We start from the raw sequence: 13,479 nt of genomic DNA, 5'->3' as shown, positions 1-13,479 counted from the left end.
CCTTAAACCGGCATCTGCATGATGTCTTGATACGCCTGGACCAGCTTGTTGCGCACCTGGGTCATGGCCTGGAACGACACGCTGGCCTTCTGCGAGGCGATCATCACATCGGTGATATCGACGCCGCTCTGGCCCGTCTCGAAGGCGGTGGCGAGCTGGCTGGACGCCTGCTGGGTTTCATTCACCTTATTGACGGCCTGGCCGAGCATGTCGGAAAAGCTCGGCGCATTGACCTCGGGCGTAGCGCTGACCACGGGCTTGGTACGGGCCATGGCCTCCATCTGCATGGAGCGCATTTCCAACATCAGGCGATTGAATTCGACACCCTGGCTCATCACATTCCTCCGCGACCGCAGTTTTTTGACGCTAGAGCGGTCTTTGTGGGGGAGGTTGCAACAAGGGTGCCAAGGTGAGATGAGGCAGCTTCAAGCAGCAAGCTTCAAGCGGCAAGTCTTAAGAGCAGTCGCAAGCGTCAAGCTACAAGCTTCAAGTAGCAGGCACAGGCAGGCCTACCCAGGCTGGGTAGACCGGATTTCTTGCAGCTCAAGCGCTTGCGCGCACTCCAGCGTCAGCTGGCATACAAATACGCCTCCACATCCATCCCCGCGTCACGCATCTGCGCGAGTTTGTAGCGCAGGGTTCGCGGGCTGATGCCCAGGCGCTCGGCGGCTTCCTTGCGGCGGCCGCGCTCGGAACGCAGGGTGTCGATGATCATCTGGAACTCGTGGCGACGCAGGTCTTCGCCCAAGGCGCCGGCGGCGTCCACCGCGGCTGGCGCGGCGGCGCTGACGGGCATGCCGACCGGGGTCGAGACCACGGCGGCGACCGGGCTCAGGGGCATGGAGACCGGTGCCACGGCCATGCCGATGGGCGCGGTGAGGCACAGGTCGTGGGGCTGGATCAGGCCGCCCTGCTGGAGGATCAGCGCCCGCTGGATGGCGTTGTCCAGCTCGCGCACGTTACCCGGCCAGGGGTGGCTGATCAGCGCATGCCGTGCTTCGGCGGAGAAACGCACCGGAGCATGGTTCATTTTCTTGACGTGCTTGCCCAGCAGGCGCTCGGCCAGGGGAAGAATGTCTGCCGGGCGCTCACGCAGCGCGCGCCAGGCCAGGGGGAAGACCGAGAGGCGATAGTAGAGGTCTTCACGGAAGCGCCCCGCCGCCACTTCGCCGGCCAGGTCACGGTTGGTGGTGGCCAGCACGCGGATATCCAGTTCGATGGGTTTGCGTGCGCCGACCCGCTCCACCTCGCGCTCCTGCAGCACGCGCAGGAGCTTGGCCTGCAGGCCTAGGGGCATCTCGGAAATCTCGTCGAGAAGGATGGTGCCGCCATCGGCCAGTTCGAACTTGCCGGGTTGGGCGGCGATGGCGCCGGTGAAGGCGCCCTTCTCGTGGCCGAACAGGGTGGCCTCGAGCATGTTGTCGGGGATCGCCGCGCAGTTGATGGCAATGAAGGGTTTGCTGGCGCGCGGCGATTGCTGGTGGATATAGCGCGCGAGCACTTCCTTGCCGGTACCGGACTCGCCGGAGATCAATACGGTGGAGTCGCTGCGGGCGACGCGGGCGGCCAGTTCCAGCAATTGCAGGCTGGCCGGCTCCTGGGCCACGGGCCCCTCCCCTTCAACGGCCGTGGCGCGCCCCAGGGCATGGCGCTCGACCAGCTCCAGCAGCGCACGGGGCTCGAAGGGCTTCACCAGATAATCGGCGGCACCCTGGCGGATGGCATCCACCGCACGCTCCACGGCGCCATAGGCGGTCATCAGCAGCACCGGCAGTTGCGGGTAGCGGGTGCGCACCAGCGCGAGCAGCTGGTGGCCGTCCATGCCGGGCATGTTGACGTCGCTGATCACCATGCTGAAGGGCTCTTCGCCCAGGGCCACCAGGGCGGCCTCGGCGCAGTCCGCTTCGCGGAAGTCGTAGCCGCCGAGCATCAGGGTGTCGGCAAGCGCTTCGCGCAGGGCACGGTCGTCTTCGACCAACAGAACTTTGACGGTCATGGGGTTACTCCTGAATTACCGGCTGTGCCGTGCCAAGCAGCGGCAGGACCAGGGTGGCGCAGGTGCCACGACCCGGACGGGAGCTGAGCAGCAACTCGCCCTGGTGCGCACGCGCCACCGCCTTGACCACCGCGAGGCCGAGGCCCGTTCCGGTGGTTTTGGTGGTGAAGAAGGGTTCGCCCAGGCGAGCCAGGGTGGCGGCATCCATGCCCGGGCCGTTGTCACTGATGCACAGGCGCAGCGTGCCGCCGCGGCTGTACAGGTGGATCTTGAGGCGCACATCGCGGCCGGAGGCCTGGATGGCGTTTTCGATGAGGTTGAGCAGCGACCCCACCAGGGTGTCGCGGTTGCACAGCAGCTCGCCGCCGCTGGCGTCGCATTGCCAGCGCACCGAAAGGCCGGTGACGTGGGATTCGGCGGCCGAGCGCAGCGCGGCGAAGAGCATCACCGGTTTCAGCCGATCCGGCAGCGGCAGGTCGCCACGGGCGAAGATCAGCATGTCACGCACCTGGTGTTCCAGCTCGTGCAGGCGCTCCTTGAGGCGGCCGGCGAAGCGCTGTTGCTGCTCCACCGGCAGCACCTGCTCGGTGAGGTGGCTGGCGTAGAGCAGCGCAGCGGAGAGCGGCGTACGAATCTGGTGGGCCAGGGAGGCGACCATGCGCCCCAGGGCTGATAGCCGCTCGTGGCGGGCCAGTTGATCCTGCAGGAGACGGGTTTCGGTGAGGTCGGCGAGCAGCACCAGTTGCCCGGGCTCGCCGTTCAGGGAACGGGTGGCGATGGACAGGCGACGCCCGTCCTTCATGGAAATCTCGTGGCCGTCGTCCTTGCGCGGAGCGAAGTTGCGCGCGATGACCTCGCGCCAGAGCATCCCCACCAGCGGCTTGCCGAGCAGGCTGCGCGCCACGGGATTGGCTTCACGGACCACGCCCTGGCCGTCGATGACGATAACGCCACCGGGCAGCAGGTCGAGCAGGCTTTGCAGGCGCAGGGCCAGGCGTTCTTTCTCGGCCAGTTCCTGCATGCGCTGGGCGCTGACCAGAGCCAACTGCCCCTTGAGCTCGGTCACCCGTGCCTCCAGCAGGCTGTAAGACTCGCTCAGCTGGTTGGACATCTGGTTGAACATGGCGAACGCCTGTTCGAGGCTGGCTCTGCCGGCCTCTTCTACGGGCGCCGCACTGGCGGACTCAGGTTTCTGCGATGGGCTGGCACTGGCGGTCATGATTCTCTCTCGCTCGGCAAACCGTCAGGAGACGGTCAGTCGAGAGAGACATAGCAATACCCGTGCCTAAAAAAATACCCTTGTAAAACAGGTATTTACGAAATCAGCGTCAATCTTCTGCCATTTCGTCGTCGCGACGGCTCATGCCGTACTTGCGCATCTTCTCCACCAGGGTGGTGCGGCGGATGCGCAAACGTTCGGCGGCACGGGCCACGACACCGGCGGCGTCGTCCAGCGCCTGCTGGATCAGCCCCTGCTCCAGGTTGCCCAGGTAATCCTTGAGGTCCAGGCCCTCGGGCGGAAGCATCGCCGGGCTGCTGACGCCCGGCAGGCCGGCGCCGATGGCGGAGCGCTCTTCGAGCTCTTCGCGCAGGCTGGCGGCCAGTTGCTCGTCCTCGTCGTCCACGTGGCGGAATTTCTTCGGCAGCTCGGTCACGCCGATGACGCCATAGGGATGCATGATCGCCATGCGCTCCACCAGGTTGGCCAGCTCGCGGACGTTGCCCGGCCAGTCGTGGTTGCACAGTGACATGATGGCGGCGGAGTTGAAGCGGATGGAGCCGCGCTTCTCGTGCTCCATGCGCGAGATCAGCTCGTTCATCAGCAGCGGGATGTCCTCCACACGCTCGCGCAGCGGGGCCATCTCGATGGGGAAGACGTTGAGGCGGTAGTAGAGGTCTTCGCGGAAGCCACCGGTCTCGATCATCTGCTCGAGGTTCTTGTGGGTGGCGGCGATGATGCGTACATCGACGTTCTGGGTCTTGTTGCTGCCCACGCGCTCGAAGGTGCGCTCCTGCAGCACGCGCAGCAGCTTGACCTGCATCGGCAGCGGCATGTCGCCGATCTCGTCGAGGAACAGGGTGCCGCCGTTGGCCAGCTCGAAGCGCCCGGCACGGCTGGTGATGGCACCGGTGAAGGCGCCCTTCTCATGGCCGAACAGCTCGCTTTCCAGCAGCTCGGCGGGGATGGCGCCGCAGTTGACCGGCACGAAGGGCGCATCGCGGCGCTTGGAGTGGTAGTGCAGGTTGCGCGCGACCACCTCCTTGCCGGTGCCCGACTCGCCGAGGATCAGCACGCTGGCGTCGGTATCGGCCACCTGCTGCATCATCTGCCGCACCTGCTGGATGGCACGGCTGGTGCCCACCAGGCTGCGGAACAGGTTCGGTTCGCGCTGGCGGCCGCGCTCGCGGGCCTGGTCGTACATCTCGCGATAGACCTGGGCACGGTGCAGGGAATCCAGCAGCTTGTTGTAGCTGGGCGGCATCTCGAGGCTGGCCAGCACGCGGCGGCGCACCTCATCGGACCAGTCGGCCGGAACCGCCTGGTCGATCAGCAGCACGGGAAGGAACTCGTCCCAGGTGGCGACCTGCTTGAGCAGCTCGGTGGTGCCGCCCTTGGACTCGACATCGCCCAGGAGGATGCAAAGCACATCACGGGTGGCGTTCAGCGCGCCGACGGCATCACGCCAGTCGCGGCTGGCGCAGGCCAGATGCTCTTCGCCGAGAAAGTTCAGAATGACCGCCAGATCACGGCGGCGATCGCTGTTGTCGTCAATCAGCAGAATCTTGGTTTCACGCCACATGCTTGTTCTGGTCTTTGCTCGAGGACTGATGCCACGTTAGAGCGGCACAAGGGCAGCCGGTGCCATCAATATCGCGATCGGCAACGGCAATTGGCCACTAGTAAAGTCAAAAAAGCGAACAGAGTCAAATTTATGGCGTGCTTTTTTTGAGGAGATCGACAGAAAGCCTAAGAGACTGAGGATGCAGCACCGATATGCCATCAGTGCCGCATCGGGGTGCCATCAACCGAACAGCTGATAGACCTTGGCACCCTGGTTGGAGCGGACGAGATTACTCAGCTCGCTGGCCACCTGGTCGCGCTGCTGAGCGCAGGACTCGGTCAGGCGACGGTAGACGTCAATCAGGGCCTCCAGTTGTGTGCGCAGGCCCTCCTCGATGTCGGCGCAATCGAGCATCGCGACGTTCACCTGATCGCGGCACTGCCGGTCGAGCTGGCTCACGCTCTCCCAGTCCTGGCTCTCGAATGCGGAGACCAGGGCCAGGCGGGTTTCTTCGATCTGCTTGAGCATGATGTGGCTCATGTTGCTCTCCTACTCAGGGCGCAATGGCATCCCAGCCGGACTTCACTTCACGCAACAGGCCGGCCACTTCGGTGAGCACTGCAGGGTCGTTGGCTTTGTTGGCGTGGATAAGGCGCGCGATCATGTATTCGTAGAGGCGGTCGAGGTTTGACGCGACTTCGCCACCGCGAGACGGGTCCAGCGCCTCGCGAAGGCCGCCGATGATACCGATGGATTTGCTGATCAGCTCGCCTTTCAGCGAACCTTGCTCGCGCATCATCGCACCCTGGGCCTGCGCCATGCGTTCGAGGCCGCCTTCCATCAGCATCTGGATCAAACGATGCGGGCTGGCGTCAGACACCTGAGCCTGCACGTTCACCTGCTGATACTGCTTCATGGCCAACATCGCTCTCATTTCGCAACTCCTCGTGAACCGGTGTTTCTTCGATATCCATAATATCGGCTGGTTTCACGGGAGCTTTAAGCCTTCTGCTGAGCATTTTTCGTCATTAAGACGCGAGCTGACCAAACTTCAGGTTCGGTCAGTTCTTCTTGGTCAGGCCAGGCAGGGCTTCGAGCTGAGAGGAGAGGCTGTCACTGGTGCCCTGCATCTGCGCCAACAACGAGTCCAGGGTGGTGAACTGCTTGTAGAGGCGGGTCTGCAGAGACTTCATGCGCAGGTCGAGGGATTCCTGCTGCTTGTCGACGCTCTTGATGGTGTCGCGCAGCACCTTGCTGCGCTGCTCGATGACACCGGCGGAGTCGGTATAGGGCTTGGCGCTGGCGGTCATGCGGTTGGCCAGGCCGTTGTCACCGGTGAAGAAATCGGAGAGGCCCTGGTAATCGGTAGCGATGGCCTTGTCCAGCTTGCTGGCATTCAGGTCCAGGGTACCGTCCTGCTTGGTGGTGATACCCAGGCTGGCCAGCGCCTTGACCGACCCATCGCCACTGGGTGTGACCAGCTCACTGCGCATGGAGGACAACAATGCACGTGCGGTGGAGTCACCCGCCAAGGCCGCGACGACCGGATCACTGCCTTCCACGGGGGTGACCTTGGTCAGCGAACTGATGGTGCTGACCATCTTGTTGTACGCGGTGACGAAGTTCTGCACGTTGGTCTTGACCGCACTGCTGTTCTGCCCAACGGTCAGCGTCAAGGGCTTGAGCGCCTCGGTCTCACCGGTGAGGTTGAGCGTGAGGCCATCGATCGCGGTGGTGACGGTGTTGGAGTCACTCACCACGCTCAGACCGTCCACGGTCAGCTTGGCGCTCTGGGCGGTGGACAGGGTCTTGCCGGCCTTGGCGACTGCGGCGTCGTACTCGGCAGTCGAGCCGAAGTCGGAGGGATTCAGGGCCGGACCGGGGAACGTCAGCTTGCTCAGGTCGGTGTTGCTGCCCGAGGTGCTGGTGCCGGTCATGGTGATGTCTTTGCCGTCACCCATCTTGCTGCTGCTCAGCACCAGGCGCGAACCCTGGCTGTCGGTCACGATGGTGGCACTGATGCCCTTCTCCGCGCCCTGCTTGTTGATGGCGTCACGGATACCGGAGAGGGTGTTGTTGGTGCTGTCGACGGCAATGGTCAGCGCCTCGTCCCCCCCGATCTTGATATCCAGCGAGCCTTCGTTGAAGGCCGTGGTGGCGCCGGTGCCGAAGGCGGCGGAAGCGATCTTGCTGCCCGCAGCCAGTTGGGTGACGTTGATCTTGTAGCTGCCGGAAACCGCGCTCGCGGTCGCGGTGGCGTTCAGCGCCGAGGTGTTGGACGAGGTCGCGGTCCGCGCCAGAAAACTGGTGGGGCTGTTGAGCAACGCCATGGCGCTCTGGAATTCACTGACGGCGCTCTTGAGGGAGCCGAGGGCGGTGAGCTTGGTCGTGGATTTCGTCTCGAGGTTATCGAGCTGGCCCTGCTTGGGCGCACGGGCGTTGGCCACTAGCGCTTTCACAGTGGCATCGATATCGATGAGTCCAGATCCAACCGTACCGATGGTGGTAGCCATCTCACACCTCCGTCAAAAAAACGTCCCGAGTTCCCTTCCAGGAACGATCATGAGATTGGTACTCAAGAAACGTACCAACTCAAGCCTTGGCCTCGAACATCAGACTGCGGATGTCTTCCAGCCGTTCAGCGAGCTTCAGCAATTCCTCGGAGGGAATCTGCCGGATCAGCTTGCCCGAATCGGTATCGATGACCTTCACCACGACTTCGCCGCTGGAATCATCGACATTGAAATCCAGGCCGCGCTTGACGGTCTGGACGAAGGACTGGATATCAGCGACTGCCGACTCCAGGATGCCACCCTGCGCCTGGGACTGGGCGTCCGCGTCAGCGTTGCTGACAGCTGGGCTGGCGGGTGCAGCCTTTCTGGCGGCCTCCTGGCCGGGCGTTACGTTGGCGACGGGGTCCTTGGCCAACCTGGGCAGGGCACCGACCGACGTAATGTTCGAGATATCCATTTTTCATACCTCACAATGGCCAAATGGGAGGAAGGGTCATCCCCTTCCCCCCATTGTTGCTGGGCGCTCTTCCTGCGTTATTGCAGCAGGCTGAGAACCGACTGCGGCAGCTGGTTCGCTTGGGCCAGGATCGCAGTACCCGCCTGTTGCAGAACCTGGTTCTTGGACAGTTTCGCAGTTTCAGCTGCGAAGTCGGTGTCCTTGATCCGGCTACGGGCAGCGTCGGCGTTCTCGGAGATGTTCTGCAGGTTGGCTACGGTGTTATCGAAGCGGTTCTGCACAGCACCGAGGTCGGCACGCTGGGAGTCGATCGCTGCCAGGGCGCTATCGACCACTGCCAGGGCGCGCTGGGCACCATCGGCGGTGGAGATATCGACGTTGGCAACGGTGTTCAGGGTCGACGAGTTCGCACCGAACACACTGGTAGTGGCACCGGTCACTGCGAAGGACACCGGGGAGTCCAGCTGTACGTAACCGAAGGCCTTGCCGCCACCTGCTGCCGACACGTCTGCGCTAGCGCCGTAGGTGCCGTCGTTACCTTGTACCTTGACATCGATCGTACCCGCGGCACTACCGGACTTGGCGCCGAACTCGATCGTTTCACCCGTTGCCGAAGTGATGGTGACCTTGTCGTTCTTCGAGTCGTAGTTGGCGGTGAGGCCAAGCTTACCGGCGTTGGAGTTGATCTGGTTGGCGAAGTCTTCGTTGGAGGTCACGCCGACCATCTGCACGGTGTTGGAACCAACGGTCATGTTGAAGGTGGCGGCACCGGAGGTGAAGTTGACATCTGCCTCGATCACGGTACGGGCGGTGGCGGTCATGCCAGCGATCGAACCGTCGAACTTCTGGGCGATGCTCTTCGCGCTGTCGGTCGCCGAGATATCCACGTCCTTGGTCTGGCCGTTGCCGACCACGGTGATGGTGCCGGAGGTGAACGCACCACCGCTACCTGCAACCACGCTACCTGCAACGGTGGTACCAGCTGCCGAGGCACCGGCCGCGGAAGTGGAAGCACCGCCACCGACCTGGTAGGAACCCAGCTTGGCGGAGGATGCATCCTTCAGGGTCACGTCGATGGTCTGGTAGGCATCGGAACCGACCTGGAAGCTGGTGGTACCGAAGGTGCCGTCCAGCAGCTTGCGACCACCGAAGGTGGTGGTTTCAGCGATACGGGACAGTTCGGCCTGCTGCGCGGTCACTTCTTTCTGCAGGGCGGCGCGGTCGGCGTCGCTGTTCGAGCCGCTGGCTGCCTGGATGGACAGGTCGCGGATACGCTGCAGGATGTTGGTGGACTGCTGCAGTGCACCTTCAGCGGTCTGCGCCAGGGAGATACCGTCGTTGGCGTTGCGGGTCGCCTGGTTCAGGCCGCTGATCTGGTTGGTCAGACGGTTGGAGATCTGCAGGCCGGCGGCATCGTCCTTGGCGCTGTTGATACGGCTACCGGTGGAGAGACGCTGCAGCGAGGTATTCAGCGAGTTGGACGATGCGTTCAGGTTGCGCTGAGTGTTGAGCGAAGCAATGTTGGTATTGACTGTAAGTGCCATTTGGCGTCTCCCGAAGTACCTAGTATTTACCTGAGCTTTGCGACCTTCAGGACCTGCTGCTCAGGTGCCCCTAGAATTCGCATTCGAACTGTTTATCGGCGCTTGTCGGTGGAGCTTTAGGAGAAATTTGAAATTTTTTCTCTTTGGGCTTGCCGAGCAGCCGCGAACAGTGTTCGTACCAGTGTTATCGGCAGGCATAGCGAAGGTTTAGCCTTTTGCCACGCCGTTCGTCGGTGAGCGCCAGACGGTCAATCCGGCAACCAGGCGGCACGCCAGCGCGCCAGGTTCTCCCCTTCCAGCATCCAGTTCCCCAGCACCTGGGCACGCAAGGTGTCGCCGGCGATGGCGGTAGCCTTGAGGTCGCTCAAATGCATGCGGATGGCGTCCACCCAATCCTTGAAGCGGTTCTTCACCCGCGTCGCCGTGAGGTCGCCGCGGTAGCAGAGCACGTCGCTGCAGATCACCGGGAAGCCACAGGCGCCGTATTCCAGCAGGCGCAGGTTGCTCTTGCAGTCGTTGAACAGGTTCTGCTCCAGCGGCGCCAGGGCCAGGTCCAAGTCCAGGCTGGCCAGCTTGGCCGGGTACTCGTCTATGGGCACGCCCGTGTGGAACTCATGCACGAAGGGCCTGAGCTTCTCCGGGCACATGCCGAAGAACACCCACTCCACCTCCCCCGCCAGCTCGCGGACCACATCGGCGATCAGCTCCAGGTCACCCTGGTGGCTGATGCCCCCGGCCCAGCCCACCCGGGGCTTGCGACCACGGCGGCGCCGGCTGCGCAGGTTGCCCCACCAGGGCACGGGCAAGCTGTTCGGCACCACGCGGATATCCGGGTGCAGGTCGGCGAGCGCTTCCGCCAACGGCGCGGTGGAGACGACGAAGCGATCGGTCAGCGCCACGGCCTGGCGCAATGACCTGAGTACATCGCGCGGCATCGCATCGCGGTGCAGGCTCTTGAGCGGCAGGTTGGGCAGGTAGTCATCCAGCTCGTAGACGCGGAATGCCCCGGACAACGCCTTCACCTCTCGCATGCCTTCTATCTGCGGTTCCATGATCTGCCTCTGGAACACCACCGTCTGTGCACCGAAGCGCTCCAGTTCCACGGGGGTCAGGTGGGTGCCACTGAACGTGCCCTCCACCAGGCCCGCCTCGCGCAGCGCCTCCAGTGGCTGGCGAATCCGGTAGTGGCCGCAGCCGGTGGCATCCGCCGGGTAGCAGAGCACCTGGGGCAGCAGCGGATGACGCACGCGCCGCGTGCCGTATTCGAAACCGAAGCCATGGCCGGACAGGGACAGGTTGGCGTTGTAGGCCGGGTCGCGGGCCAGCACCGGCAGCCAGCGCTGCAGCATCTGCTCGCGCTCGGCCTTGAACGCAGCCTGGCGCGCCAGGGCACCGTCGATGGCCAGCACCGGCAGGTCGATGCCGTCGCGCATCACAACGCAGTCTGGCGTCCACACGTTGAGCAGCCCGGACGCGCGGATGCGCAGGCACAGGTCGACATCACCATAGAAGGCACCGAGGCGTTCCGCATCCATGCCGTCCACCGCGATGAACGCCTCGCGCCGCACCATCATGCAGGCCGAGCCCACCGCGCTGTAGTTCTGGGGAACCTGCAAACGGTTCATATAGCCGGCGGCATCGCCCGGTTCACCGACGAAGGTGCGCCCCGCCACCTCGTGCAGGCCGAGGATGATCCCCGCCTGCTCGATGCAGCCCGTGGCGTCCAGCACCTTGGCGCCGACCACCCCCACTTCCGGGCGCAGCGCCTGGTTGAGCAGTTGCTCCAGCCAGTCCTCGTGCACGATGCGCACGTCATGGCTGAGCAGCAGCAGGTAGTCGGATTCCACCGACATCGCCACCGCGTTGACCATCGCCGAATAATTCAGCTCGCCAGCGAAGCGCCAGACCTTGACCTGCTCGCTGTCCAGCGCCTCGACGCCATCCAGCCACTGGCGGGTCGCCGGCTCCTGGCTTTCGCAATCCACCAGCAGCAGCTCGTAATGGCCGTAGCGGGTCTTCTCCAGCAGGCTGTCCACGCAGCGCTGCAGCAGCGGCAGGTGGTCACGCACCGCCACGACTATGGAGACCTTCGGCCCGACCTCATGGCCGTAATCGATGCGGTAGCGCCCCGGCAGGAAGCTCTCCACCCGCGCCTGGTAACCGCGCTGTTCGAGGTGGCGCTCGATGGCCACCTGCTCCACCGGGTTGGCACGCAACTGCGGTACCCGGCTGGTGAGCAGCACCTCGTCGACATGCTCCAGGCCCACCAGGCCGTCCCGCTCCACCAGGCGCAGGATGAACTCCAGCTCCATGGCATCGGCGAAGATCGGGTCAAAACCGCCCTCTGCCCGGAATACGTCGGCACGGATGAACCAGTAGCGGCACAGGCTGAGGGGGAAGCTGAGCAGCAGGTCCAGGTTGAAGTCCGGCTTGAAGCAGGCCCCGCGCGCGCCCAGCTCGGTCAGCTGGAATTCGTCGGCATAGAGCGCGCGGCACTGCGGGTCGGAGGCGACCTTCTGGGCGATGGCGAGCAGGCCGGTGGAGGTGAACGCCACCCCGGCATCCACCACCAGTATCCAGTCCAGGTCCGCGCCCGCCACCAGTTCGTTGATCGCCTCGACATGGCGGCCGTCCTGCACCAGCCGGGCGGGGATGTTCGCCTCACCGACGACTTCGGCATTGGCACTCACCAGCATCGGCACGAGCTCCGGGTAGCGGCTTTCCGCAAGGCTGCCCACGGTGGTGATCACATCGTCAAGGCTGCCCTGGCGGTCCAACACCAGGACGCCCAGTTGCGGTGCCCGGGGGCTGTGGGCGGCGAGGTGGTCGAGGATGATCCTCAGCGCATTGCCGGTCGGCGCAGCGGACTCCAGCCAGTCCATCAACTGGTCGCTGGCCTGAAGGCGGCGCGGCGCGCGCAACGCCAACTGCGACATGAATGCCGCGATGGCCGCGGTGGAGCCCCGGGGCAACTGCTCGATGCAGGCATTGGCCCGCTCGAGCATGCGCTGCCGGTGCTCCGGGTCGTCCAGCAGTCGGCGGATGGCGGGCGCCAGCTCATCGCCGTCCACCGTGTCCACGCCCTGCCCCGGCACCAGGCCGGGGCCATAGAAGAAGCCGGTCTCGGTCATCAGGTTGAGTGCCGGCGTGCCCACCAGCATCGCCTCCACCTGCAGGCCGGAATCCACCGCCACCAGCACGTCTGCCGACAGCAGGAACGGCAGCGGCGCGCCATCGGCGTAACGGTAGTCAGCGGCCGTGAGGCCGTACTCGGCAGCCAGCACGGCCACCTGCTCGGCGCCGAAACGGCCCTGGGGCCTGCGCCCCTTGATCACCACCTGCACGCCCTTGCCCAGGGTGCCGATCGCGCCGAGGTAGGCACGCAGCACCTGTTCGTCGATGTTCAGCTCTGGCGGCAGCGCATGCTCGGCCAGCAGGGTGGTACCCAGCACCACGATGGGCAGGGACGGGTCCAGGCCCAGCTCCGCACACAGCGCTTCACGACTGGCCTGGCGCTCGCCACGCACGGCGAAGAGGTCATCGAACTGCGGCAGGCCCATCACCTGCAGGCGCTCGGTGTCGTAGCCGGCGTCGCCGTACAGGCGGCGGCTGTCTTCGCTCCACACCACCATCCGGTCGGCGTTCTGCTGGTCGTGGACGGTGTAGGGGTAGCACAGGGTCGGGTTGTGCTCGACGTGCAGGCTGGGGATGCCCCGCGCCTTGCCCCAGGCCACCAGGGTCTTGGAACCGAACATCCAGTCTTCGTTGACGGCGATCAGCTCGATCTCATACAGGGTCGCCAGGCGGTCCAGCGCGTCCACCAGGGCGAAGGACACCGGCAGCGTGCGGGTGGCGACGTCCTGCAGGGTGCGCACCCAGTCCTCCCAGGTCAGGCCGGCGGCCTCGAGCTGCGGCTGGATGCCTTGGCGCACGGTATCGCTGAAGGGCAGCGCGGCCCGCTCATCGAAGGTCTCGGTGGTGGCGGTGACCATGCTTTCCAGCAATGAATCGATGAGCACCACGTCGCTGCCGTGGCTTTCCAGCATGCTTTCGAATTCGGGGGTGACGCAGCCCTGGAAGGTCAGGACGGTACGGGGGCCGTAGTCGGCCAGGTATTGCTCCAGCAATGGAACGTTCTTGGTCCAGAGCTGGGTAATGATCGCGCGCAAGGGCTGGGACATGGGTA

At 64.4% G+C, this 13,479-nt stretch carries 10 protein-coding genes; all 10 read right to left on the bottom strand.

Annotation, left to right across the window (positions count from 1 at the left end; genetic code table 11):
• Window positions 1-2: 2 nt before the first annotated feature.
• The 10 genes from fliE to OEJ36_RS14175 all read right to left on the bottom strand — a co-directional run bounded on the left by fliE (window position 3) and on the right by OEJ36_RS14175 (window position 13,474).
• Entirely contained in the window at window positions 3-335 is a 333-nt protein-coding gene (fliE, locus tag OEJ36_RS14220; RefSeq protein ID WP_021220596.1) for a flagellar hook-basal body complex protein FliE, read from the bottom strand.
• 233 nt (window positions 336-568) lie between these two features.
• Window positions 569-1,996 (bottom strand): sigma-54-dependent response regulator transcription factor FleR, encoded by a 1,428-nt coding sequence (gene fleR / locus OEJ36_RS14215; RefSeq protein WP_263402047.1) that lies wholly within the window; start codon window positions 1,994-1,996, stop codon window positions 569-571.
• 4 nt (window positions 1,997-2,000) lie between these two features.
• Window positions 2,001-3,215, bottom strand: coding sequence for a sensor histidine kinase (locus OEJ36_RS14210; RefSeq protein ID WP_263402046.1), 1,215 nt, complete (start codon window positions 3,213-3,215; stop codon window positions 2,001-2,003).
• 109 nt (window positions 3,216-3,324) lie between these two features.
• A complete protein-coding gene (locus tag OEJ36_RS14205) occupies window positions 3,325-4,797 on the bottom strand; it encodes a sigma-54 dependent transcriptional regulator (protein ID WP_263402045.1) in 1,473 nt (490 codons plus the stop codon).
• 222 nt (window positions 4,798-5,019) lie between these two features.
• Window positions 5,020-5,319 carry a flagellar protein FliT gene (locus tag OEJ36_RS14200; RefSeq protein ID WP_184488937.1) on the bottom strand — a complete coding sequence of 100 codons (300 nt, stop codon included), beginning with the start codon at window positions 5,317-5,319 and terminating at the stop codon, window positions 5,020-5,022.
• 13 nt (window positions 5,320-5,332) lie between these two features.
• Window positions 5,333-5,713 carry a flagellar export chaperone FliS gene (fliS, locus tag OEJ36_RS14195; protein ID WP_263402044.1) on the bottom strand — a complete coding sequence of 127 codons (381 nt, stop codon included), beginning with the start codon at window positions 5,711-5,713 and terminating at the stop codon, window positions 5,333-5,335.
• 127 nt (window positions 5,714-5,840) lie between these two features.
• Window positions 5,841-7,292, bottom strand: a complete 1,452-nt coding sequence (gene fliD, locus OEJ36_RS14190; RefSeq protein WP_263402043.1) for a flagellar filament capping protein FliD — start codon at window positions 7,290-7,292, stop codon at window positions 5,841-5,843.
• A gap of 79 nt (window positions 7,293-7,371) precedes the next feature.
• Window positions 7,372-7,749, bottom strand: a complete 378-nt coding sequence (locus tag OEJ36_RS14185) for a flagellar protein FlaG (RefSeq protein ID WP_263402042.1) — start codon at window positions 7,747-7,749, stop codon at window positions 7,372-7,374.
• Between the two features lie 77 nt (window positions 7,750-7,826).
• Complete coding sequence (locus OEJ36_RS14180; protein ID WP_263402041.1) at window positions 7,827-9,293, bottom strand: flagellin; 1,467 nt, start codon at window positions 9,291-9,293, stop codon at window positions 7,827-7,829.
• A 248-nt stretch (window positions 9,294-9,541) separates the two neighbouring features.
• Window positions 9,542-13,474 (bottom strand): glycosyltransferase, encoded by a 3,933-nt coding sequence (locus OEJ36_RS14175; protein WP_263402040.1) that lies wholly within the window; start codon window positions 13,472-13,474, stop codon window positions 9,542-9,544.
• Window positions 13,475-13,479: the final 5 nt, after the last annotated feature.

It is taken from the genome of Pseudomonas sp. PDM13, assembly GCF_025685765.1.
In the GTDB taxonomy this organism is placed as follows: domain Bacteria; phylum Pseudomonadota; class Gammaproteobacteria; order Pseudomonadales; family Pseudomonadaceae; genus Metapseudomonas; species Metapseudomonas solani.
Note: the sequence above shows the minus strand (reverse complement) of the source record. Positions and strands in the feature narration are given on the sequence as shown.